This is a genomic window from Ignavibacteria bacterium (assembly GCA_015709655.1).
Classification (GTDB): domain Bacteria; phylum Bacteroidota; class Ignavibacteria; order Kapaibacteriales; family Kapaibacteriaceae; genus OLB6.
The window spans coordinates 26,619-48,640 of the sequence record CP054181.1; the positions used below are offsets into that span (position 1 = coordinate 26,619).

A 22,022-nucleotide genomic window follows, 5' to 3' on the forward strand; every position below is an offset into this window, starting at 1 on the left:
TTGTGGAATCAGGAGTATCAAAACCATACGGCATCCATGGTGGCAAAGTTCGTAAGGAGCTTTTTTCAGAAGAAACGTCCGACAAACGCTACAGATAGGCTTCAAGTTCACTCTCGCTTTGCAGTAGAACTGATCTGCCCTTGCTGCCGTCCGGTGGACCCACGATGCCGGCGCTTTCAAGCTCATCTACGATCCTGGCTGCACGGGCATAGCCGATTTTTAGGCGCCGCTGTAACGTACTGACTGATGCTTGTTGAAGCTGAATAAAAATGCGGGCGGCGTCAGCAAACAACACGTCAACATCATCGCTGGTGCTGGTGCCGCCCTGACGTTTCTGGGCAATTGATGGCAAAATATATGGTGTTTTATATCCTTTTTGTTTTCCAATGTGTTCACAAAGGGCTTCAACTTCTTCGGTAGAAATAAAAGCATTCTGCATTCGAATTGGCTTAGGTGTATTTCCAGGAGCGAAAAGCATATCACCGTTACCAATCAAGTGCTCGGCACCACTGGTATCAAGAATTGTCCGCGAATCAACGCGGGCACTTACCTGGTACGCAATGCGAGCGGGAAAGTTTGCCTTGATAAGACCGGTTACAACGTCAACAGACGGACGTTGTGTAGCCACCACGCAGTGAATACCAACAGCGCGAGCCAGCTGGGCCAAGCGTACAATGGGTTCTTCTACATCCTTGCCTGCTGTCATCATCAGGTCTGCCAACTCATCAATAATGACAACGATATAGGGCATTGGTCTGTGTTTAATACCATCCTTATCCTTGATCTTGCCATCCTTAACCTTGCGGTTATAGTCGGCAATATTCCGCTGCCCGCATCCTGCAAGAATATTGTACCTCAGCTGCATTTCTTCGACAACATTTTTCAAGATGGTTACGGCATTGGCAGGTTCGGTAACAATGGTTTCGTCGATATCAGGCGATACGGCAAGGAAATGATTCTTCAGCTCGCGGTAGAGACTCATCTCAACCCGTTTAGGGTCAACAATCACAAACTTCAAATCACGGGGATGCATCCTGTAAATCAGTGATGCAATCAGCGTGTTAATGCCAACAGATTTGCCTTTCCCGGTTGCGCCGGCAATAAGGAGGTGTGGCATCTTTGTCAGGTCAGCACAGTAAACATCGCCAACGGCAGTTTTTCCTAATGCAATTGGGAGCTTGATATCGGGATTGTGGTATTTTTTACTTTTTATAATGCTACTGAATCGTACCAGGGACGGATTGAGATTAGGTATTTCGATACCTACCGTACCCTTGCCGGGGACAGGTGCCTGAATTCGTACAGCTGGTGCTTTAAGGGCAAGCGAAATATCGTCAGCTAGGGATTCAATCTGTGAAACCTTGATACCACTTGCTGGCACAAACTCGTACTGAGTGACAACAGGACCCGGCTGCACCGTCAGGTTTTCAATTTTAATCCGAAATGTTTCAAGCTTATCCTGCAAGATCTTTGCATTCGTGCGAAGCTCTTCTTCGTTAACCGACACTTCGTCCGTACCTTCCACCAGGAGAGAAGCTGGAGGTGGCTTATACACAATGTTTTCATCGTAGAGCGTAACGTTGGAGAGTTCTACCTCGGGTTCCCTGTGAACCTTCTCTTCAACGTTCACGATTAACGTGGGCTCAGCACCACTTTCTTCGGTGGGGGTGTTGGTGTTGGTATCAGTTTCATCATCATCATTTAAAAAGAGCGGCAGCTCCGGCACATCACCCGGATCGGATGGTCCTTTCTCAATCGGGTTTAAAATACTCGAGTCCAGAGACGTGGTTGCTGACCGCCGCTGGACTTCATCCAACCCGTAGCGCACATTTTTATCCTGTTTTCCAAGTGCTGCGTCAACCGGTTTTTCCGATGGAACCACGGGCTTAGATGCTATACCAGCTTCTGCACCGGATCGAACGATCGTAACACCGTCCGCCGATGATCGTGCCGGCCGGACGATGACCGAACCATCATCGGAAGAGCGTTCGGAGACGGTATCTGCAACACCGGCGATCGATTCTGTCTGGTCGGGATCATGACGCTTAGTGGCCTTTGTCCGGACTACATTCATAAGAACTTCACCCCCCCGCCTGGCAAGTGCAGTCAGTGAGTCAACAGGAATTGTAAATCCAAATGATACGGTAAAGAACAGAGCAGTGAAAAAGAACAGGAAACTTCCGATTGATCCGATGATTGGTGTTAATACACCGGCGAAGAACTGTCCAACGGCGCCACTGTAAATGGTTCCTATCTCGGGCAACCAAGACACCAGCTGTGCTGTACCAACAATGGACGACACGATAATTGTAGAGAGTACCGTTGCAACGGAACGTTTTGTCAGCAACGGTGAAATCTTCTGAAAACGGTATAAGTCCCATGCTGCCAGCAATCCCAAAATGGGGAATGCGACTGACCAGATGCCAACCGTATTTGTGAACAGCCAGTGGCTGATAACTGCACCTAACAGACCAAGCCAGTTATGTGTTGTTTCGAACCGTAGTCGTAAATCGTCTGTTCCTTTCAGTGTTCCAAAAAGATCACGGGCTGTAAGCTGGGCATTTGCCTCGTCGCGTTGAGTGTACGAAAGCAAGGCCAGCAGAATCAGAAAGCACAGAAGTGACAGCAGAAAAGCCACGATTCTGATGTTTCGGACCTGCATACCTGGCGCAGCCTGCTCCACAATCGTAGGATCGGGGACCGGCTCGGACTCAACGATGCGTCTCCTTGCTGAACGTCTGGGGGGTAAATGATCTGGTATTGTCGACACAGTTCCTCATTCAAGTAAAATTCGCTGCGCTGAAAATTATGGATAATTTGCGGTCTGTATGATATACTCCCCAAACCGATTGCTCCTAATTGCCGGTCCGTGCGTTGTTGAAAGTGCTGAATTAGTCATGGACGTAGCCCGCCACCTCGTGCAGATTACCAGCGGATTACCAATTGATCTTGTCTTCAAATCTTCGTACCGCAAGGCAAACCGAACAAGTCACACGTCGTTTACCGGCATCGGAGATGCAAAAGCGCTAGAGGCTCTCGCCAGAGTGAAAGGGGCTTTTGGCATACCTGTTCTTACTGACATTCACGCAGACCACGAGGCTGCCATTGCCGCGGAAGTATGTGATGTTCTTCAGATACCTGCCTTCCTCAGCAGACAAACGTCACTCCTTGAAGCTGCCGCTAATACCGGTAAGGTCGTAAATATTAAAAAGGGCCAGTTTATGGCACCAGAGGATGTTATCAGGGCGGCTGACAAGGTGCTGGCAACCGGCAATCGCCATGTATGGCTAACCGAGCGCGGTACAACTTTTGGCTACCATGACCTGGTGGTTGACATGAGAGGTCTAATTACAATGAAAGCCTCAGGCTTACCGGTGATTTACGATGCCACGCACAGTGTGCAGCAGCCCAGTCTTGGAACGCAGAGCGGCGGGAAGTCGGAGTTTATTTCCGGGCTGGCACACGCAGCGATGGCTACCGGAATTGGAGGGCTATTCATTGAAACACACCCGGATCCGCCTCGTGCACTCAGTGACGCAGCCACACAAATGCCTCTGCATTTGGTTGAGAACTTTCTACATTCCATTTTGCGTGTATGGAATGCCGTACGATAGGTTACGCACTCAGCATTGCTGCCACAATGGTATTACTTACCTCTAGTTCCCAGCATCAACAGTATAAACGCTCTGATAATGATCCTTACTTGATGGCACCACTTCATGTTAGCTACAATATTCAGGTACGGTTTCAGGACAGTTCATTTACAAAAGCTGTTCTGCAAGCAGGCAAAGCTCAAGTGTATGAAACACGAATGGAAACATTACTCGGTCAGGGAATCCGAATTGTGTTTTATGAAAAAAACAGCGTAAAAGAAGTTGCTACTCTTGTGGCAGACAGTGCAGTGATTGATGACCGAACAAAAAATATGACTGCGATTGGAAACGTAGTCGTACACTCGGATTCAAGCAATACTACGCTGAAAACAGCAACACTTAACTGGGATCAGGGTGACGAGAAAATTAAAACCTCAGATGCCGTTCGGATTACCACACCTACAGAAGAGATAGACGGCATTGGTTTTGTATCAGATCACATGCTAATTAATTATACGATATTCCGAGTGAGAGGAGTACACCGCCGATGAAAAAAACCTATGTTATTGGTAATTGGAAAATGACTGCGAGCGGATCAGAAGGCATCAACCTTGCTCGACTCTTACGAAGCGGATCCAGCTCGGAAGCTCTGGACCTTTTAGGCGATGACAACATCGAGTATGACAATCGCGACCTGGTTCCAATTGTGATATGTCCGCCTTTTCCGGTTTTAAGCGAAGTTGCCAGACTGTTTCATGGTACACGCTTCTACGTTGGTGCACAGGACTGTCACTATCATGACAAGGGGGCTTTTACAGGCGACGTAAGTCCTGCAATGCTGGCTGAACTTGGATGCACCTGGGTGATCGTCGGACACAGTGAACGACGTCGGTACCATTCCGAAACAAATCAGGTCATTGGAAAGAAAGCTGCTGCAGCTCTCAGGAACGGATTAACGCCGATCGTTTGTATCGGAGAAAACCAGGACGAACGTCGGCAGGGGAGAACAGAGGCGGTGCTGATAGAGCAGATTGACGGAATCGTCTCGGAACTTGGTCCTGAATCACTTCAGAAATGCGTGATCGCATACGAGCCTGTCTGGGCCATCGGCACAGGTAACGCTGCAACATCTGACCAGGCTACCAGTGTACATTCAACAGTCAAGCAGCACTGTCTGATCATTTGCGGCAAACAATTGCCCGTGCTTTACGGTGGAAGCGTTACGTCTGATAATGCGCGAGACTTTATATCGATGGCTGACATTGACGGAGTACTTGTTGGAGGAGCTTCGCTCAGCAGTGACTTTCTTTCCATTGCCATTGCTGCCGGTGCCTGATGAATCTTACGTTTGCCAATATTCTTACACTAACGCGACTGTTTCTTGCGCCAATTGTTCTTGCACTCGCTGTAGCCGGTACACCACTTACAGTTTCGTTGGCCTGCATTACCTTTATTGCTGCTGCCCTGACTGACTGGCTTGACGGGTATCTTGCCAGAGCCTACGGACAGGTAACGGATATGGGAGCATACCTTGATCCGCTGGCAGATAAAGTGCTAACAATTTCTGCCTTCGTAACGTTTTATATTATCGGAATCATGCCGCTTTGGATGGTACTGGTTAATGTTATTCGTGATTTTGTTGTTACTGCTTTACGCAACATTGCTGAAGAGCGTGGAACATCTGTTAAAACTACCCGCCTTGCTAAATGGAAGACTGCTCTGCAAATGGTTGTCATCATCAGCGTCTTATTCCTGTACTGGCTTTCGATCACCGATCCCGGGTTTGAACTCTCAGGTATGGTTTTAGGTACAACGACCGATATTGTTTCTATACTGTATTCAAAATTGGTATGGTGGATGTTGCTTGTACTCACTGTTTACACCCTGATCACCGGTATTGACTATACAGTTCGATACCGTAACCTGCTTTCCAGACCAATCATGAGCAGCCATCAGATTGCAGTCACCATTGCCACCGTAGGATACACTGGGTACCTGCCGGTTGCACCCGGATCGTGGTGCAGCCTTGTGTTCATGTTTATTGCGCTCATTACTACCGGAGTAGCCGACGTCTGGTTCTGGTTCTGTATTGCGGCATGTGCACTAGCCCTTCCAGCACTGTGGGCAATTAAAACTCTTCAGCCGTCGTGGGGTCCAGACCCGGGTCGAATTGTTATTGACGAGGCAATTGGAATGTGTGTAGTTTATGCAGTACCAATGATGACCGCCAGTGTCTGGTACATCGTAGGCGGGTTCCTGTTATTCAGGATTTTCGATATTGCAAAGCCCGTTCCAGCCTCTACACTGAACAACCGAACCGAAGCCTGGGCAGTAATTGCCGACGATGTGATTGCCTCCATTTATACCATTGTAGTGGTGTACTGCATTAATTTTTTCGTTCAATTGACCCCTTTTGCTCTGAAAACCTTGTAAATACGGTCATTGTGGAAAAATTACCCTTGCTAACCCGCATGGTTATGGGCTATGTTCGAACTGTAATTAATTCATCTTCATCACACTCATACGAGGTTTGTATGAACAAGGCAGAGCTAGTTGAAGCGATTGCCAATGGTGCCGGCCTCAGTAAAACACTGGCCGATGCAGCTCTCAGCGCAACACTCACGGCTATTAAAACTGAGATGGGCAAAGGGAATGATGTTTCCTTAATTGGTTTTGGCTCCTTCAAGGTAGGCAAACGTGCTGCACGCATGGGGCGCAACCCGCAAACGGGCAAGCCGCAAAAGATTGCAGCTCGTAAGGTTGCTAAGTTCTCGCCGGGCGCCGAACTGAAAGCCATTGTCAACGGCGAAAAGAAGGCCGCTTCTGCAAAGAAAGCAGCACCAGCTAAGAAAGCCGCAGCAAAGAAGAAGAAGTGACGGCTCACGTACGACGAGGCTCACATTTTTGTGAGCCTTTTTTTTTGCCATTCCATAGCTTTGCTTTGAATGAAACAGAACAATCTTGTTCGCATCACCGATTTGACTGACGATGATATTGATGCCATCCTTGGTACTGCATCGGTATTCCTTAAGAAAGATGATCATCGTTTGAAGTTGCCAGTGAGCCTGGCCGGATACAATATCTGCCTTCTGTTTTTTGAGCCATCCACGCGAACCCGCATGTCATTTGAACTGGCTTCGCATCGTCTCGGAGCAACGGTATCAACCTTTGTTCCGCTTGGCTCCAGCATCTCAAAAGGCGAATCGGCAAACGAAACTGTTGCCACTGTTTCGCACATGGGATTTGACCTGTTGGTGATCCGTAGTGCTCTGGACGGATTAACTGATTATGCCGCAACCCTGGGCACTACACCCGTACTGAGTGGTGGCGAAACCACCGTCACTCATCCAACTCAGGCGCTGCTGGATGCGTCAGCCATAATGGAAGCACGCGGCTCTTCCCTCCATGGGGAACGTATAGTCATCGTAGGCGACGTGCGCCATTCCAGAGTAGCCCGCTCGCAGGCTGAACTTTTTATTCGTCTGGGGGCGACGGTAGCGCTGTGCGCACCACCGGAATTTCAGCCCCTTGCCAACGATGAAGTGTTCAGAGACATCCCTACACTCGAGTCTGTCTCTGATGCTCTTGAATGGGGTACTGTGGTGAGTATGCTACGAATCCAGCATGAACGGCTTGGTACAGACGCTGTTCCCGGTATAGAACATTACCGTAGGCAGTACGCACTTACATCACAGCACCTTGCAGAGTTGACATCTACCTTAGTAATCCATCCAGGCCCGGTTAACGAAGGAGTAGAAATCGATGGTGAGTTGTTAACCCACAAAAATGTACTGATACACCGGCAGGTTACTCATGGAGTGGCTGTACGGATGGCTGTTTTGCAACACATGTTAAGCTAATAATTATGCCCAAAAGAACAGACATACACACCATACTGGTTATTGGATCAGGCCCAATTGTAATCGGACAGGCATGCGAGTTTGATTATTCCGGTACACAGGCATGCAAGGTGCTAAAGCAGGAGGGATATCGGGTGGTGTTGGTAAACAGCAATCCGGCTACCATCATGACGGACCCCGAAACAGCTGATGCTACCTACGTAGAACCGATAACAACTGAGTACATTGAGAAAATAATCCAAATCGAAAAGCCGGATGCAATTCTTCCAACAATGGGCGGCCAGGTAGCTTTAAACGCTGCTGTTGCATTGCATGAGAGCGGCATCCTAAAGAAATATAATATCGAACTGATTGGGTCACAGATTGATTCAATTCAAAAAGCTGAAGATCGAGAGAGCTTCATGCATGCTATGAAGAGGATTGGAATGGACATGCCACGGGGTGGGTTTGTCCATTCAGAAGAAGGCGGCATGGAGATAATTGACACCGTGGGATTCCCGGCGATTATCCGACCAAGCTTTACTCTTGGAGGTACCGGGGGCGGCATTGCCTACAACATGCAAGAATACCGTGAACTGCTCAGGAGCGGTCTTTTGGCAAGTCCTGTACACCGGGTTCTTGTGGAAGAAAGTATTATCGGCTGGAAAGAGCTTGAACTGGAGGTAATGCGTGATTCAAACGATAATGTGGTGATCGTCTGTAGTATCGAAAACGTTGACCCAATGGGAGTGCATACCGGCGACTCTATTACGGTTGCCCCCTCACAGACACTTACTGATGCCGAATATCAGAAAATGCGTACTGCTGCACTGGCAATCATCAGGGAGATTGGCGTTGAAACTGGTGGCTCGAATATTCAGTTTGCACTCCATCCCGAAACGGCACGGATGGTTGTCATTGAGATGAACCCACGAGTGTCGCGATCATCTGCACTAGCCTCTAAAGCTACCGGCTTCCCGATTGCCAAAATCGCAGCACTCCTTGCCGTAGGCTATACTCTTGATGAGTTGACTAATGACATTACAAAGAAAACACCCGCCTGCTTTGAACCTGCTATTGACTACGTTGTTGCCAAAGTACCACGTTGGGATTTTGAGAAATTCCATGAACACAATACAACGTTGGGCGTCCAAATGAAGTCAGTCGGCGAGGCAATGGCCTTTGGTAGAAATTACAAGGAAGCCCTGCAAAAGGCATTGCGATCGATTGAGCGCGGACGTTATGGTTTTGGGTTCGACAGCCATTCATATCGTCAGATCGAACACCGTACCGAAGAGGAGCTTGTCCCGTTAAAACAACAACTCCGTATCAGACACAGTGAATCGATTTTTGATTTATGCGATGCTCTGCGGTTTGGTATCCCTGTTGACGAAATTTCACGGATCACGGGCTATAATGCCTGGTTTGTACACCAGTGCAAGGAAATTGTTGATACGGCGCACAGTATCATAGAAGCATCAAACACCGGGACCACACTCCAGCAGGTAGATGCTGCCACGATGCGCCACCTGAAACGCATGGGTTTTAGTGACGTTCAGCTTGCAGTTCTGTATAATACAACCGAGGCGGCTGTTGCAGGTCATCGCCGATTGCTTGGTGTAATCCCGGTTTTCAAAACCGTTGACACATGTGCTGCTGAGTTCGAATCCTCAACACCGTATCATTATTCCACCTACGAACAAGAGAATGAGTCTGCCGTTACTGACCGAAAAAAAATTATTATTCTCGGCAGCGGACCCAATCGTATTGGGCAGGGCATTGAATTTGACTACTGCTGTGTTCAGGGGGTTTTCGCCTTGAAAGCAATGGGATTTGAAACAATTATGATTAATTGCAATCCCGAGACGGTTTCCACTGATTATGACACTACTGACAAACTGTACTTTGAACCGCTTACGTTCGAAGACATCATGCATATTGTTGACCTTGAAAAACCCTACGGTGTTGTTGTAACCTTCGGAGGTCAGACGCCCCTTAAACTTGCACAACGCCTGGCTGATGCTGGTGTTCCAATCATTGGAACATCGCCCGATGGCATTGATCTTGCCGAGGATCGCCAACGCTTCGGAGATCTCCTTTCCCGTCTTGGCATCCCGTGTCCACCTTGGGGAACAACACTTTCCACCGATGAAGCAGCCAACATTGCTCGTCGGATTGGATACCCGGTATTGGTACGCCCATCGTACGTACTTGGTGGACGTGCCATGCAGATATGCTTTCGGGAGGAGCGCCTTCGAGAATATATCGAAGAGGCTATCACCCAGGATCCAACGCGCCCGGTACTCATTGATCATTTTCTTGAAAATGCTTCCGAATTTGATGTTGATGCGGTCAGCGACGGCACAACCGTTGTTATCGGAGGCATTATGCAGCATATCGAGGAAGCAGGCGTACATAGCGGTGACTCGTCGAGTGTGTTGCCTCCGTACGATATCTCTGAAGAGGTTTTGGAAACCATGATCAGGTACACCAGAATGCTGGCCCTGAAGTTAAACGTCGTGGGTTTAATTAACCTGCAATTTGCTGTACAGAATGGTGTTGTTTACGTCCTGGAAGTTAATCCGCGTGCTTCACGCACCGTCCCCTTTGTTTCTAAAGCAACCGGAATACGCTTGGCACAGGTTGCAGCACGCGTGATGGCGGGTGAACCACTAAACCCGGACGAGTTTCCTGAGAAGCCGGAAATGAACCGCAGAGTTGCCATTAAGGAATCGGTCTTTCCATTTATGAAGTTCCCACATGCAAGTTTGTTCCTGGGACCTGAAATGAGGTCAACCGGTGAAGTAATGGGAATGGACCGCAGTTTTGGTGAAGCCATCATTAAGAGTCATATTTCAGCCGGAAATACCTTGCCACTGGAAGGCAATGTTTTTATATCGCTTAGCTCGTATGATAAAACTCAGCGTGCAATTGATTTGGCAAGGGGCTATGCCAGCCTTGGATTTACAATCATGGCAACCGGTGGGACGGCTACGTTCCTGGAAGACAACGGTGTACAAGCCCAACGTGTTCTTAAACACTACGAAGGACGACCAAGTATCATTGACTTAATTGCTGACGGTAAAATCCAACTGGCCATTAACACCCCATTGGGTGAGAGTGCCCGGTATGACGAAGCCATCATGGGAAGAACTGCAATGCGGTACACCGTACCATTTTTTACTACCATTGCTGCCGCTGAGGCTTCGTTACACGGAATAAAGGCACTGAGGACTGGTACTACTACTGTACAATCGCTACAATCACACTACGCAGACGCGGTGTCGACCGCCTAGTACACCCTACAGGTATGGCCAAGAACAATGCTGATAGAGTGTGGACGGTGATCGACCTTATCAAATGGGGAACTGAGTATTTCCGCGAACGGGAGATCGAGAGTCCGCGTCTTACAATGGAGCTGTGCCTGTGTGATGTACTTGCCGTTACAAGAATCAAGCTGTATTCTGAGTTCGACCGTCCATTGTTACCACCTGAACTGGCACGTCTGCGAACCATGGTGAAACGTTTAGCTCATAACGAACCCTTGCAATACGTACTTGGCTACGCAAACTTCTACAGTCTGAGATTCGCAGTTACACCTGATGTGCTTATTCCACGCCCGGAAACAGAATTCCTTGTAGAACAGGCAATTCAGTTTGTTCAAGATGAAACGTCAAAAGGGGAGTCCGGAGCATTCCACTGTCTGGATATTGGCACCGGCAGCGGTTGTATAGCTATCAGCATTGCCGTACATACACCAACCACTCAGTGGACGTGTGCCGACTCTTCGGCAAAAGCTTTAGCAGTTGCCAGCTCTAATGCACGCACCCACGGTGTTGACGACCGTTGTACATGGATGCACGGCAATATTCTGAAATCCATACCCGAAGGACGTTTTAGACTAATCGTGATGAACCCACCATATATCCCTGCCAGCGAAGTCTCGCACCTTGATCCCAATGTCCGGGATTACGAACCCCATCAGGCGCTTACCGACGATGCTGACGGTATGACGTTCTACCGATGGCTTTCTCAGAACCTGGAAGGACTAATGGAAGAAAAGGGGCTGTGCATTATTGAACTTGGCCATGGTTTGCTTACGAAGGTTGTAGATCTTTTTGCACCAGCATGGGGTGTTTCAGTTATCGAAGATCTTGACAGGATCCCGCGAATAGCCGTCATAAGCAGAGCAGGGCCGTAAATTATGCCAACCCAAAGCAACTATACCCCGTTTTGTGTGTACTTTTTTGTAGTTTCGGCTCGATTTATCAGTAACTTGAATTTGATGATTTGTTAAGACCAGCAATTCTTGACTCAGTTATTGATTAAACCAGTCAGTGTCTAAATCAGATAATCGGGCATTGACTTTTTGAATTTGAACAACTTTTTTTACCAACTGGATTTAGTATGAAGAACCTAACCAATCTTCTCATAATCACACTTTGCCTGATTGTGGCCTATGTATTCTTCTATATGGTCTTGGGTGCCGATGCAAACTTCACTGACCCCAAAACCGGAGTTGTGGATTTCCATAACCCACAGAATGCTATGGGAATGGTTTTTACGGGTGGTCCTCTTGTAGGCCTGCTTATCGCCTGTGTGCTTTTAGCAATTACGTATGCCGTTGAACGCTGGCTCTCAATATCTAAAGCTAAGGGCAAGGCAAGTATGGATGTATTTGCAAAAGAAGTTGTAAAGTTGGTCGAAGGTAATAAGTTGGGGGATGCCGTAAAAGCATGTGAAAATCAGAGAGGAAGCCTTGCCAATGTTCTTCGCGAAGCAATTCTCAGGTTTCAGCACGTTGAGAACGACTCGTCAATGAACGTTGAGCAACGCTTGGGCGAAGTTCAGCGGATTATTGATGAGAACATGAATCTGGAAACTCCGTTGCTTGAGAAAAACCTGGTAATCTTGTCAACCGTAGCCTCGATTTCAACGATGATCGGCTTGCTTGGCACGACCGTTGGGATGATCCGTGCCTTTGCAGCTCTCGGAGCCGGTGGCACTGTAAGTGCACAGCAGCTTTCAATCGGGATTTCAGAAGCATTGTATAATACGGCAGGCGGACTGCTGGCCGCCATTATTTCCATTGTTGCATATAACATGTTTACAACAATGGTTGATAACTTCACCTATCAAATGGATGAGGCAATTCTAAGTTTAAATGAAACGTTCAGCATTCGTTTAGGTTCGAAAGCATAATTCCTGTAACTGGAAGTACATCCTATGCCTAAAATCAAAAAGAAACGCGTTGGCTTTGTGATGGATATGACGCCTTTGGTGGACATTACATTCCTGCTACTGACGTTCTTCATGTTTACAGCTAAATTTCGAAGTGAAGCCGAAAGCGAGCAGAAATTTACTATTAAACGTCCACAGACTGTTGCTGATACTGCAAAACTTCCAGAGAAAGATCTTGTTCTCATTAAGATTGGCGTTGACTCAGTTGCACGCGATACGGCTTGGTATGTATCGATGTTAAACGAAGAGGATGTTGCCGAGTTGTCCAAGGCGATGATGGCTATGGACTATCCAAATGCAAATGAGTCGTCGGTCAGCTTCAAGATCACTGACACAACGTGGCTGGGCAAGATCATTGAACGCACTCGCATTATCAATACTCAAGCTCGGTACGCTATTGATGCTGACAGAGGTCTCAGGTATTGGTGGATTGATAAAACCATAAACGAATTGCGCAAGAAGAGGGCAACGACGTTCAACTTCGTAACCGAAAAGCGACAATAACTTGTAACTAAAAAGCACTACAGTGCGTCTCAGCCTTAGTGCCTACTTAAAAGGAGATTACAATGGCAGGCGGTGGTGAAGCGCTTGGAGGAGGCGCAAAACAAAAACGCGGGAAAGCCGGAAAAAGAAAGGCGCGAAAGCGTCTTGGTTTCAGAATGGATATGACGCCCCTGGTGGATATCACATTCCTGCTGCTAACATTTTTCATGCTGACAACATCCATGATTACACCGCAAACCATGGAGATGTTTGTTCCGCCTGAAATCGATAAACCGGTAGAAGTACGTGAGTCTGAACTGTTTACGATTCGTATACGAAACGATGGCAAGATTTTTTATAACATCGGGAAAGACGAACCAACAGCAGTTGTGAAAAAGGACGAATTACTGAAGGTGGTTGTTGATCAAAACGTGGCACTTAAAAATCGCTGCATTGTAACCCTCAAAACGGCAGATAATGCTCCGTATGGTTTAGCAGTTGAAGTCTTGGACCTCCTCAACCAGGCAGAACCGCTGATCATCGACGGATTACGTAGAGCCGGAATCAATGAACGAAAGCGAATTTTCACAGTTTCACCATTTACTGCGGACGATGCTAAGGAGGTAAATGGACTATGACAACAGCAGTAGCACAGACCCCTGCAACGCTTCCTGGCTTTGGCGCTTCAGCGTTTAAGGACCTGATACGGAAGAATACCCGAAAGGCATTTTATACAACACTTGTCATTCTGCTTCTATTTGGGATGTCGTCCTGTTCGTATCGTTACATCGAAAACTGGATGTTCCCTCCACCACAGGTGGTTAGAGTAAAGCTTGCCAAGGTAAGCCTGGATATGTTGGCACCGCCGCCCTCTGAAAATCAGGATGTGCCGCCTCCACCACCACCTACCGTTGTTCCACCTGTTAGCGGCCCGGCCGTCAGAGCCGGAATGCCGGTGGCCGTACCCGACGCATTACTCCCTGAGGACCTAAAGGATTTTGCTACTGTTAAGGACATCAATGTGGCATCTGCCGTTGGCGGAGACGGATCGAATTTCGGAGACTTTGCAAGTAATATCGGACATGATGTTGGCACCCTGAACATTCAAACCAAGGAAGAAGAGCCGAATGTTGAAGATTTTATTGCAGTAGAAAAGGAACCTGACTTTGATTATGCAGCCCTGCAGCGTAGAGTTAAATACCCTGAGCTTGCTCTAAAAAATGGTATCGAGGGTCAGGTGCTTGTTGCAGCATTGGTTGGCAAGGATGGACGGGTTGAAAAAACCCAGATAATTGACTCAGAGAACGAAATACTTAATGCAAGTGCTGTGAATGCAGTAAAAGAAACCATTTTCACCCCGGCAGTAAATAACGGTGTTCCTGTCAGAGTGTGGGTACGTATTCCAATTGCATTTAAACTTCGGTAATCGTGTTCTTTACGATACTCAATGTTGCCATACGCTCAGCAGTACTTCTTCTTGGTTTTGGCATACTCTTTACCGGATTGGGAGCAGGAATCTCATCACCAATCAGAGAGGTATTTGGTGCTCTGTGCATTCTGTTTGGCATATACCGACTTTTGATGTTTTACCAGGCTAAAAAAAAGTACCATCAATGAACATTGTCCTTCTCCTGTTTGTTTGTTGTGTTCTGGCTGCGTGTAACCCGGCCGAACAAACAAACCAGAACGCAGAAACGGCTATCTCTGGTCAGGCTGAGGTTTTGTGCGATGCTGAAGTTGTTAACCTGATACAACCAGCACAACGACTTTTTGACAGCGTAACCCCCAAGGCAACAATAACACTGGTTCCAGTTCCTGCCAATGAAGCCGTATTGCAGCTTATGCAACACAAGGCACGTGCCATTGTGGTTGCCAGAGACTGGTTCCCTGAGGAACGACAGGAAGCAGAAGCAACCAAGGGTGATGATGGATACCCCCGTACGTTAATAGCACGTGACGCCCTTGTTTTTTATGCAAACAAGGATTTTCCGTACGATACGATGCATGCAGATCATATTCGTGAATGGGTCCGAACGGGGAAGTTCCCACTTTCTTCCTATCCTCAACTGAAAAAGAAGCCTATTCTGATTGTTCCGGGTTCTGCGTCGTCGGTCTATGGCAATCTGCGCACTGTTGTTTTGAATGGCACAGAGCCCTGCACTGACTGCATTCATTCACTAGGCACCACTGATTCTGTTAAAGCCGGTGTTCATGGAAACGTTCATTACATCGGCGTTGGCTATTTATCCGGGCTGGTAAGAGATACCTCGGTTAAAATGTTACGGCTGAGCTGGACCGACTCTACCGGACAATATCAGTTTCCCCGGCTGGTTCATGCCGGTAATCTCGTACAAGGATTGTATCCATTTCCCGTCCCCATATACGTTGTATTACGCGATCGTGCAAACCAGTACAGTCTGCCAAGCGGATTTGCACTCTATCTTGCACGTGACGGTAAGGCTCAGCGCTCATTCTTTGATGCGGGGATTGAACCTGGGTTCGCCAAGATTGTTATTCACACTCCTGAATAGAACATGATTCGATTAATTATTTGTGTTGCCGTTGTTTTAGCAACTTTACCATCCAACGGCAGGTCCGAAGATTATTTTGAAAAGGCAAAAGCTTCTGCCTCCGTATCAGACTACGTAGAAGCAGGGCGCCTAATCAGGCTTGCTGTAAGTGAGAAGCCTAAGGACGAAGAAGTACTCGAGTTAGCAACACGTATTTACACTGAACTTGAGATTCTTGATACTGCAGTTCTGTACGGCCGACGTTTGTACGAACAGAATGCCTCGACTCCCTCTGCCGTTCGTACCTATGCTACTGCACTTATTCGCGCTGGTAATCCAACTGAAGCCGTACGGATCCTACGGAAAATCACACAGAAAAACGCAGATGTTGAGACGTCGCTCTCCCTTGTGGAAGCCCTCGTGGAAGCCGATAGTATCCAGGCTGCTGAACTGGTAGCCACAACAGCAAAGAAGAATTACCCCAAGAGTCCTGATGCCTACCTGGCCGTAGGGTTGTTATACATGAAGTACAAACCTCAGCCAGTGTATGAACTGGCTAAGGACAATCTTGAAAAAACCATCGAGTTGGAGGAAAACAATCTTGATGCCCACTTCGCCTTGGCTCAGGTTTACTGGAGGATGGCCAACCGTGAATCTGATCAGGACCTAAGCAATGAACTGTTTAAGCGGTGTCTGCTGGAGTGGAATAAGGTAGGGCAACTCGACCCTCGTAATGCACGTGCCTGGTTTGAACAAGGAAAAATCCTATACCTGGCAAAGAAGTTCCGTGAATCAGTTGGAGCGCTCCAGCGGTATAAGGAGCTGCGACCAGGCAAAACTGGGAACTCTATTACAAACTGGTACCTTGGTGACGCTTTCTTTGAGCTCCATCTCTTTGATTCGGCAACGGTCTATTTAAACCAGGTTATTGAGTCAATTGATACACTCAAACCCAATGCTTACATGATGTTAGGTAAGTGTGGTGTCTATTCCAAAGACTGGTCTGCTGCCGTGAACTCGTATAACCAGGCGGTTACAGCCGGGCGTTCCCTTAACCAATGGGAACCTACCGACCTGTGGTACTTTGGTACCGCCCTTGTCATGGCCGGCGATACGTCAAAAGCAATTTCCGTCATGACTGAAGCTTCTCAAAAGGAGCCTGGTAACTGCAGCTTTATGTTCAGGTTTGGTTTGCTGCTGTCGGGCAAAAACATGAGAGAACATTCAAATCAAATCTTTCGACAGCGTTTACTGAACTGCTCGGATTCACTTGACGCAAAGGTGTATCTGTTCCTTGGTAATAACTTTTATGCTGACAGCGTTCTTGACAGCGCACGGGTTTACTACGAAAAGTCGGTAAACCTTGATCCGGCTCCCTACACGCTGAACAGGCTTGCAGAAACATTCACGGCACTGGCAGATGAACAACAGGCCAGAACCATTTATGAACGTGTGATTACTGCCGGTGCAGCTCCGGGTGCCTCAACTGCAGACAAACAAGGAGCAGTTCAGGCGATATTGAGGCTTAACGGATTTGATTTAACTGCAAAGAATTTTGATGCTATTATCACGCGGAGCAAGGCAGGCCTTGAAATTGACGGCAAAAATCAGTGGTTGAACCTCTACCTTGCCATCGGCTATCAGGGTAGCGGCGACACTAATGCTGCCTGCAAATGGTATAAGGAAGTTCTGAAAATTGATTCCAACAACGATACAGCCAGGAAAAATCTGAAAGCCCTTGGCTGCTAAACCGGAACTGACTCGATAGGAATTGCTTCAGCCCCTTACCATTCCCTCAGTTGTTCGCTATTTTTCGATTATCTGACCGTATATTTGTAGTCTTGTGGAAATGAGTTCACGGAAACTACCCGGCATTACCGTATGGATTGCTGGCATGGAAACAGGCGAGCGTGAGTTCGATCTTCACGTTGAAAGTACAGAAATACCTGACCTGGTTGCAGAGTACATGTCACCGATCCATGTGTATGGAAAAGTGCTAAAGCGAGGCAGAAAATTGCATGTCACCTATACGGTCTCTACAATTGCACGCTTGGTTTGCGACCGGTCTGTGGAGGAGTACGATGAGCAAATCACGGTAAACACAGAATTAAACTATGTGTTAGATTCAGATTTGTTCTTTCAGCAAAAAGGATTAGAACTTGATCCGGATGATGTTAGGGGGCTCAGAGATGATGCCCAGGAGATTGACATAACAGATGATGTGCGCCAGGATCTTGTGGTGGCACTTCCGATGAAAAGGGTGGCACCACAGTTTCGGGAAACCGAACTTCCTCGGGAATATACCACGCCGGATTCCGGAAGTGAAATTGACGAGCGGTGGGCATCATTACAGAAAATACAATTAAAAAAATAGCATAAAAGAGCAGAGGAACACAAATGCCAAATCCTAAAAGACGACATTCCAAAACACGCGGTGCCAAACGACGCACCCACTACAAAGCCTCCGCACCAACGGTAACAGCATGTCCTAACTGTGGTTCATCAAAACAACCACACGTGGTTTGCCATACGTGCGGCTACTATAACGGGCGTAAGATTTTAAATATTGACTAATGCCGCCGCAGTCGTGCGATTGCGCCCGATGAACGCCCAGTTACCAGGCTACAACGAGTCTGCACTCCCAACTATTGTCCTTGACGCGATGGGAGGCGATCAAGCACCGCACCCTGAAGTTCAGGGAGCATTACTTGCTATCGGTGAATTGCGCGGTAAGGCCAGAATCGTGCTGGTTGGAAAGGAAGACAATTTAAAAATGGAGCTACCTGATGCTCCTCCTGACCTGACCATTGTCCACGCACCCGATGTGATAACGATGGACGATGAACCATCAACGATTGTAAAGTCACGCAAAGAGTCATCGCTGTATGTGGGGTTAGACATGGTACGTGCCGGAAAAGCACAGGCCTTTGTTTCTGCCGGAAATACAGGGGCTGTTATGGCAACGGCAACCATGCTGTGCGGTAGAATTGAAGGGGTAAGCCGTCCAACGATTGGATCGTTTTTCCCAACGTCCGGGAGCCATCCAACCTTGGTCCTCGACGTTGGAGCCAACGTTGGAAGCAAGGCGCGATTCCTGCATGACTATGCCGTGATGGGAAGTGTGTACTACCGGCTAATGATGAACGAACCCTCGCCAACTGTAGGGCTGCTTAACGTTGGAGAAGAACATGGGAAAGGCACCGATACGGTGAAGGAGACGTTCAGCCTCCTTGAGTCTGCCAATATCAATTTTGCAGGAAATGTTGAAGGTCGGGACATCCTTAACGGGAAGGTACATATTGTTGTGTGTGACGGCTTCGAGGGTAATATTATCCTGAAATTCGCGGAAAGCGTCCTCGGATTTTTGCGACATCGATTTATGAATTACGCCAATAAGGGACTCGTCAATAAACTTAGAATGGCCGCACTAAAGCCAGTATTGAAATCTGTTCTGAAAGATATGGATTACCAAACCTATGGTGGCGTTCCTCTCTTAGGTGTTAATGGCGTTGTGGTAATCGGACACGGATCGTCGTCACCGGTAGCAATTAAAAACATGATTATTAAAGCATTCGAAGTTGTCAGAAATGATGTTAACGGAAACATCCGTCAGGCCCTAATGCCACAACAACAGGAAAGCCACGCACAATGAGAGCAACCATTTCAGCAGTATCACACTTTCTACCTGATGATGTATATGATAATCATTGGTTCGAATCAAGGCTCGATACTTCGGATGAATGGATTCAGACGCGAACCGGGATAAAGGAACGACGTTTCCTGCGCGAAGGGGGAGTAAGCGAAATGCTGGTTCCTGCAGCCCAAAAGTGCCTGCAGCAGCGTGGACTAGCACCCGAAGAAATTGACTGCATTATCGTTGCTACGGTTACGGCCGACAGGATATTTCCGTCAACAGCCGCAATTGTTCAGCGTAAATTGGGTGCGAAAAACGCCTGGGGTTTTGACCTTGCTGCTGCATGCTCAGGTTTTCTGAATGCACTCATCACGGCAGCTAAGTTAGTAGAAAGTGGGGCCGTACGAAACGTATTGCTGTGCAGCGGCGACAAAATGAGTGCGATTGTTGATTTTCAGGACAGGGCAACTGCAGTCCTCTTCGGAGATGGAGCAGGTGCCGTGCTCGTAGAACCAAGCACTGACGAATCACTGGGTATTCTGGATTTTATTTTGCGAATGGATGGTAACGGTGAGCAGTACCTGCACCAAAAAGCCGGAGGCAGTATGTTTCCGCCCACAGCTGAAACTGTAGCCAATCGGGAACACTATATTTTCCAAGATGGTCAGCCTGTGTTTAAAGCTGCGGTTGTTGGAATGGCTGATGTGAGTTACGAAATCCTTGAACGAAACGGTTTGTCGGGTAACGACGTTGCTTGGCTTGTCCCTCATCAAGCCAACCTCCGCATTATCGATGCCACGGCAAAACGCATGAATTTGTCTCCCGAAAAAGTAATGGTCAACATTGACAAATATGGGAATACGACTGCCGGAACAATACCAATCTGCTTGTCGGAACTCCTGTTGCAGGGTAAACTTAAAAAAGGTGACTTGATTGTACTGTCATCCTTTGGCGCAGGCTTTACCTGGGGGAGTATCCTGATACGCTGGTCATTCGAGGTACAGAATTCATGAAAGCGATTCTATTTTCCGGCCAAGGTTCGCAGTACGTGGGTATGGGTGCCGACGTTGCAGGTGCATTTCCGGGAGCCCGTGAATTAGCTCTGCATGCAAACGGAATTTTAGGGTATGACCTGCTTAAAATTATGTCGTCGGGCCCGGCAGATCTCCTTACTCAAACAAAAATCACACAGCCTGCTTTGTTCTTGCACGAAGCAATGGTATTAGAAGTAACAAATATCCAGCAGACGGTGCAGGCAGTTGCCGGACACTCTCTCGGAGAATTTAGTGCTTTGTATGCCGCAGGAGTGTTATCATTTGCCGATGGGTTGAACCTTGTAAAGATTCGCGGTGAACTCATGTTTGCCTCCGGTGAGTCAACTCCTGGTACGATGGCAGCTGTAATTGGGTTAGACGACGACGTGGTTGCCAACATTTGCCAAGAGTTTGGAAGGCAAGACAACCACATTGTGGTACCTGCGAATTACAACTCACCAGGCCAAGTCGTGATTTCGGGATCTCGTGAACTACTGCGGAGCATTCTTCCCGTATTTAAGGAAAAAGGGGCTCGAATGGTGAAGGAACTGCAGGTTAGTGGCGCATTTCATAGCCCCCTGCTGTTAAATGTTCAGGATGAATGGACATCTGCCGTCAATGCAACTCAGTTTAACGATCCGCACGTTCCGGTTTATGTCAATGTTTCGGCTAAGGCAACGACTGACAGACAGGAACTCAGGCGTGCGATAATTGAGCAGATGACAAGTCCGGTGTTGTGGACTCAAACAATGCAAAACATGTTTAAGACAGGTATTACGCACTTTGTGGAAGTTGGACCGCAAACCGTGCTTCAAGGTCTGGCAAAGAGAACTCTAACAGACGTGATAACAGAGGGTATCGACAAGGTATCAGACTGTGAACGCTATATCGCTAGCAGGGAGAACCATGAATAATACTCATACCGGAAAAACATTTATCGTCACCGGTGGTTCCCGAGGCATCGGTGAAGCCATTGTCCGCCTTTTATGTAGTCAGGGGGCTACCGTTTTCGCAACGTATAACTCATCGGATGAAAGGGCGGCCAGCCTGACACGCGAGATAACTGAGGGTGGCGGAGCGGTAACCTATGTAAAATCCGATATCACACGTGAGACGGATGTGGAAACATTGTTCGAACGCGTTCGTGAAGCTGCAAACACCATACATGGTGTGGTAAATAATGCGGGAATAACCCGGGATGGGCTAATATTGCGCATGCAAACAAAGGACTGGCATGACGTTGTAAACACCAACCTTTCCGGAGTGTTCTATATGTGCAGAGCTGCTGCAAAGGTCATGGTACGGCAAAAACATGGCAGAATACTTAATATTGGGAGCATCGTAGGACTTGCCGGGAATGCCGGGCAGGTGAACTACAGTGCTGCCAAGGCCGGTGTGGTTGGGCTAACCAGGTCTTTAGCCAAGGAGCTTGCCAGTCGGAACGTTTTAGTAAATTGCTTAGCTCCGGGCTTTGTTGAAACCGAAATGACAGATAAACTAACAGAAGAACAAAAAAAGGCGTATTTCAGCACGATCCCCTTGCAGAGACCGGCACATGCCTCTGAGATTGCCGGTGTTGTTTCGTTTTTTCTTAGTGATTCATCATCGTACATCACGGGTCAGGTAATTAATGTCGATGGCGGACTTGCTGTTTAACTCTTTTGAAATCAATTACTTATTTTATTTTT

Annotated in this window: 22 protein-coding genes; 20 read left to right on the forward strand and 2 right to left on the reverse strand. The window is 47.7% G+C overall.

The features are described 5' to 3' along the window. Positions 1 to 88: 88 nt before the first annotated feature. The gene (locus HRU79_00090; GenBank protein ID QOJ25117.1) at positions 89 to 2,662 is read right to left on the reverse strand and encodes a DNA translocase FtsK; all 2,574 of its coding nucleotides are present in this window, start codon (positions 2,660 to 2,662) and stop codon (positions 89 to 91) included. Between the two features lie 166 nt (positions 2,663 to 2,828). Here HRU79_00090 and kdsA point away from each other — a divergent pair, with 166 nt between their 5' ends. The 12 genes from kdsA (at position 2,829) to HRU79_00150 (ending at position 14,582) form a co-directional block, all read left to right on the forward strand. Next, positions 2,829 to 3,614: a 3-deoxy-8-phosphooctulonate synthase gene (gene kdsA, locus HRU79_00095; protein ID QOJ25118.1), complete on the forward strand. Its 786-nt coding sequence runs from the start codon at positions 2,829 to 2,831 to the stop codon at positions 3,612 to 3,614. Then, entirely contained in the window at positions 3,596 to 4,144 is a 549-nt protein-coding gene (gene lptC, locus HRU79_00100) for an LPS export ABC transporter periplasmic protein LptC (GenBank protein ID QOJ25119.1), read from the forward strand. Before kdsA ends, lptC begins: the two co-directional genes overlap by 19 nt. Then, complete coding sequence (locus HRU79_00105) at positions 4,141 to 4,929, forward strand: triose-phosphate isomerase (GenBank protein QOJ25120.1); 789 nt, start codon at positions 4,141 to 4,143, stop codon at positions 4,927 to 4,929. The genes lptC and HRU79_00105 overlap by 4 nt, the downstream gene beginning before the upstream one ends. Then, positions 4,929 to 6,026 carry a CDP-diacylglycerol--glycerol-3-phosphate 3-phosphatidyltransferase gene (pgsA, locus tag HRU79_00110; GenBank protein ID QOJ25121.1) on the forward strand — a complete coding sequence of 366 codons (1,098 nt, stop codon included), beginning with the start codon at positions 4,929 to 4,931 and terminating at the stop codon, positions 6,024 to 6,026. The genes HRU79_00105 and pgsA overlap by 1 nt, the downstream gene beginning before the upstream one ends. A 101-nt stretch (positions 6,027 to 6,127) precedes the next feature. Beyond that, the gene (locus tag HRU79_00115) at positions 6,128 to 6,469 is read left to right on the forward strand and encodes an HU family DNA-binding protein (protein QOJ25122.1); all 342 of its coding nucleotides are present in this window, start codon (positions 6,128 to 6,130) and stop codon (positions 6,467 to 6,469) included. Between the two features lie 69 nt (positions 6,470 to 6,538). Continuing rightward, positions 6,539 to 7,453, forward strand: coding sequence for an aspartate carbamoyltransferase catalytic subunit (locus HRU79_00120; GenBank protein ID QOJ25123.1), 915 nt, complete (start codon positions 6,539 to 6,541; stop codon positions 7,451 to 7,453). 5 nt (positions 7,454 to 7,458) lie between these two features. Then, positions 7,459 to 10,728 (forward strand): carbamoyl-phosphate synthase large subunit, encoded by a 3,270-nt coding sequence (carB, locus tag HRU79_00125; GenBank protein ID QOJ25124.1) that lies wholly within the window; start codon positions 7,459 to 7,461, stop codon positions 10,726 to 10,728. 14 nt (positions 10,729 to 10,742) lie between these two features. Further along, positions 10,743 to 11,633 carry a peptide chain release factor N(5)-glutamine methyltransferase gene (gene prmC / locus HRU79_00130; protein QOJ25125.1) on the forward strand — a complete coding sequence of 297 codons (891 nt, stop codon included), beginning with the start codon at positions 10,743 to 10,745 and terminating at the stop codon, positions 11,631 to 11,633. A 206-nt stretch (positions 11,634 to 11,839) separates the two neighbouring features. Next, on the forward strand, positions 11,840 to 12,634 hold the full coding sequence (locus HRU79_00135) for a MotA/TolQ/ExbB proton channel family protein (GenBank protein QOJ25126.1): 795 nt from the start codon (positions 11,840 to 11,842) through the stop codon (positions 12,632 to 12,634). A 24-nt stretch (positions 12,635 to 12,658) separates the two neighbouring features. Continuing rightward, complete coding sequence (locus HRU79_00140) at positions 12,659 to 13,177, forward strand: biopolymer transporter ExbD (GenBank protein QOJ25127.1); 519 nt, start codon at positions 12,659 to 12,661, stop codon at positions 13,175 to 13,177. Positions 13,178 to 13,239: 62 nt separating this feature from the next. Further along, complete coding sequence (locus HRU79_00145; protein QOJ25128.1) at positions 13,240 to 13,794, forward strand: biopolymer transporter ExbD; 555 nt, start codon at positions 13,240 to 13,242, stop codon at positions 13,792 to 13,794. Then, on the forward strand, positions 13,791 to 14,582 hold the full coding sequence (locus tag HRU79_00150; protein ID QOJ25129.1) for an energy transducer TonB: 792 nt from the start codon (positions 13,791 to 13,793) through the stop codon (positions 14,580 to 14,582). Before HRU79_00145 ends, HRU79_00150 begins: the two co-directional genes overlap by 4 nt. On the opposite strand, the gene HRU79_00155 is transcribed toward HRU79_00150, so the two are convergent. After that, positions 14,569 to 14,712: a hypothetical protein gene (locus tag HRU79_00155; protein ID QOJ25130.1), complete on the reverse strand. Its 144-nt coding sequence runs from the start codon at positions 14,710 to 14,712 to the stop codon at positions 14,569 to 14,571. The genes HRU79_00150 and HRU79_00155 overlap by 14 nt on opposite strands. A gap of 57 nt (positions 14,713 to 14,769) precedes the next feature. Here HRU79_00155 and HRU79_00160 point away from each other — a divergent pair, with 57 nt between their 5' ends. The 8 genes from HRU79_00160 to fabG all read left to right on the forward strand — a co-directional run bounded on the left by HRU79_00160 (position 14,770) and on the right by fabG (position 21,990). Beyond that, positions 14,770 to 15,687, forward strand: coding sequence for a hypothetical protein (locus tag HRU79_00160; protein QOJ25131.1), 918 nt, complete (start codon positions 14,770 to 14,772; stop codon positions 15,685 to 15,687). 3 nt (positions 15,688 to 15,690) lie between these two features. After that, positions 15,691 to 17,415: a hypothetical protein gene (locus tag HRU79_00165; protein ID QOJ25132.1), complete on the forward strand. Its 1,725-nt coding sequence runs from the start codon at positions 15,691 to 15,693 to the stop codon at positions 17,413 to 17,415. A 100-nt stretch (positions 17,416 to 17,515) separates the two neighbouring features. Beyond that, entirely contained in the window at positions 17,516 to 18,040 is a 525-nt protein-coding gene (locus HRU79_00170; protein ID QOJ25133.1) for a DUF177 domain-containing protein, read from the forward strand. A gap of 23 nt (positions 18,041 to 18,063) precedes the next feature. After that, the gene (rpmF, locus tag HRU79_00175; protein ID QOJ25134.1) at positions 18,064 to 18,240 is read left to right on the forward strand and encodes a 50S ribosomal protein L32; all 177 of its coding nucleotides are present in this window, start codon (positions 18,064 to 18,066) and stop codon (positions 18,238 to 18,240) included. A gap of 28 nt (positions 18,241 to 18,268) precedes the next feature. Further along, a complete protein-coding gene (gene plsX / locus HRU79_00180; GenBank protein QOJ25135.1) occupies positions 18,269 to 19,318 on the forward strand; it encodes a phosphate acyltransferase PlsX in 1,050 nt (349 codons plus the stop codon). Beyond that, a complete protein-coding gene (locus tag HRU79_00185) occupies positions 19,315 to 20,313 on the forward strand; it encodes a ketoacyl-ACP synthase III (protein QOJ25136.1) in 999 nt (332 codons plus the stop codon). Before plsX ends, HRU79_00185 begins: the two co-directional genes overlap by 4 nt. Then, positions 20,310 to 21,248, forward strand: coding sequence for an ACP S-malonyltransferase (fabD, locus tag HRU79_00190; GenBank protein QOJ25137.1), 939 nt, complete (start codon positions 20,310 to 20,312; stop codon positions 21,246 to 21,248). The genes HRU79_00185 and fabD overlap by 4 nt, the downstream gene beginning before the upstream one ends. After that, positions 21,241 to 21,990: a 3-oxoacyl-[acyl-carrier-protein] reductase gene (fabG, locus tag HRU79_00195; protein QOJ25138.1), complete on the forward strand. Its 750-nt coding sequence runs from the start codon at positions 21,241 to 21,243 to the stop codon at positions 21,988 to 21,990. The genes fabD and fabG overlap by 8 nt, the downstream gene beginning before the upstream one ends. Positions 21,991 to 22,022 lie beyond the last annotated feature (32 nt).

Bases quoted from the DNA above. Each gene is read 5' to 3' on its own strand.
- HRU79_00090 (QOJ25117.1), bottom strand. From the start codon at position 2,662: ATGCAGGTCCGAAACATCAGAATCGTGGCTTTTCTGCTGTCACTTCTG.
- kdsA (QOJ25118.1), top strand. From the start codon at position 2,829: ATGATATACTCCCCAAACCGATTGCTCCTAATTGCCGGTCCGTGCGTT.
- lptC (QOJ25119.1), top strand. From the start codon at position 3,596: ATGGAATGCCGTACGATAGGTTACGCACTCAGCATTGCTGCCACAATG.
- HRU79_00105 (QOJ25120.1), top strand. From the start codon at position 4,141: ATGAAAAAAACCTATGTTATTGGTAATTGGAAAATGACTGCGAGCGGA.
- pgsA (QOJ25121.1), top strand. From the start codon at position 4,929: ATGAATCTTACGTTTGCCAATATTCTTACACTAACGCGACTGTTTCTT.
- HRU79_00115 (QOJ25122.1), top strand. From the start codon at position 6,128: ATGAACAAGGCAGAGCTAGTTGAAGCGATTGCCAATGGTGCCGGCCTC.
- HRU79_00120 (QOJ25123.1), top strand. From the start codon at position 6,539: ATGAAACAGAACAATCTTGTTCGCATCACCGATTTGACTGACGATGAT.
- carB (QOJ25124.1), top strand. From the start codon at position 7,459: ATGCCCAAAAGAACAGACATACACACCATACTGGTTATTGGATCAGGC.
- prmC (QOJ25125.1), top strand. From the start codon at position 10,743: ATGGCCAAGAACAATGCTGATAGAGTGTGGACGGTGATCGACCTTATC.
- HRU79_00135 (QOJ25126.1), top strand. From the start codon at position 11,840: ATGAAGAACCTAACCAATCTTCTCATAATCACACTTTGCCTGATTGTG.
- HRU79_00140 (QOJ25127.1), top strand. From the start codon at position 12,659: ATGCCTAAAATCAAAAAGAAACGCGTTGGCTTTGTGATGGATATGACG.
- HRU79_00145 (QOJ25128.1), top strand. From the start codon at position 13,240: ATGGCAGGCGGTGGTGAAGCGCTTGGAGGAGGCGCAAAACAAAAACGC.
- HRU79_00150 (QOJ25129.1), top strand. From the start codon at position 13,791: ATGACAACAGCAGTAGCACAGACCCCTGCAACGCTTCCTGGCTTTGGC.
- HRU79_00155 (QOJ25130.1), bottom strand. From the start codon at position 14,712: ATGCACAGAGCACCAAATACCTCTCTGATTGGTGATGAGATTCCTGCT.
- HRU79_00160 (QOJ25131.1), top strand. From the start codon at position 14,770: ATGAACATTGTCCTTCTCCTGTTTGTTTGTTGTGTTCTGGCTGCGTGT.
- HRU79_00165 (QOJ25132.1), top strand. From the start codon at position 15,691: ATGATTCGATTAATTATTTGTGTTGCCGTTGTTTTAGCAACTTTACCA.
- HRU79_00170 (QOJ25133.1), top strand. From the start codon at position 17,516: ATGAGTTCACGGAAACTACCCGGCATTACCGTATGGATTGCTGGCATG.
- rpmF (QOJ25134.1), top strand. From the start codon at position 18,064: ATGCCAAATCCTAAAAGACGACATTCCAAAACACGCGGTGCCAAACGA.
- plsX (QOJ25135.1), top strand. From the start codon at position 18,269: ATGAACGCCCAGTTACCAGGCTACAACGAGTCTGCACTCCCAACTATT.
- HRU79_00185 (QOJ25136.1), top strand. From the start codon at position 19,315: ATGAGAGCAACCATTTCAGCAGTATCACACTTTCTACCTGATGATGTA.
- fabD (QOJ25137.1), top strand. From the start codon at position 20,310: ATGAAAGCGATTCTATTTTCCGGCCAAGGTTCGCAGTACGTGGGTATG.
- fabG (QOJ25138.1), top strand. From the start codon at position 21,241: ATGAATAATACTCATACCGGAAAAACATTTATCGTCACCGGTGGTTCC.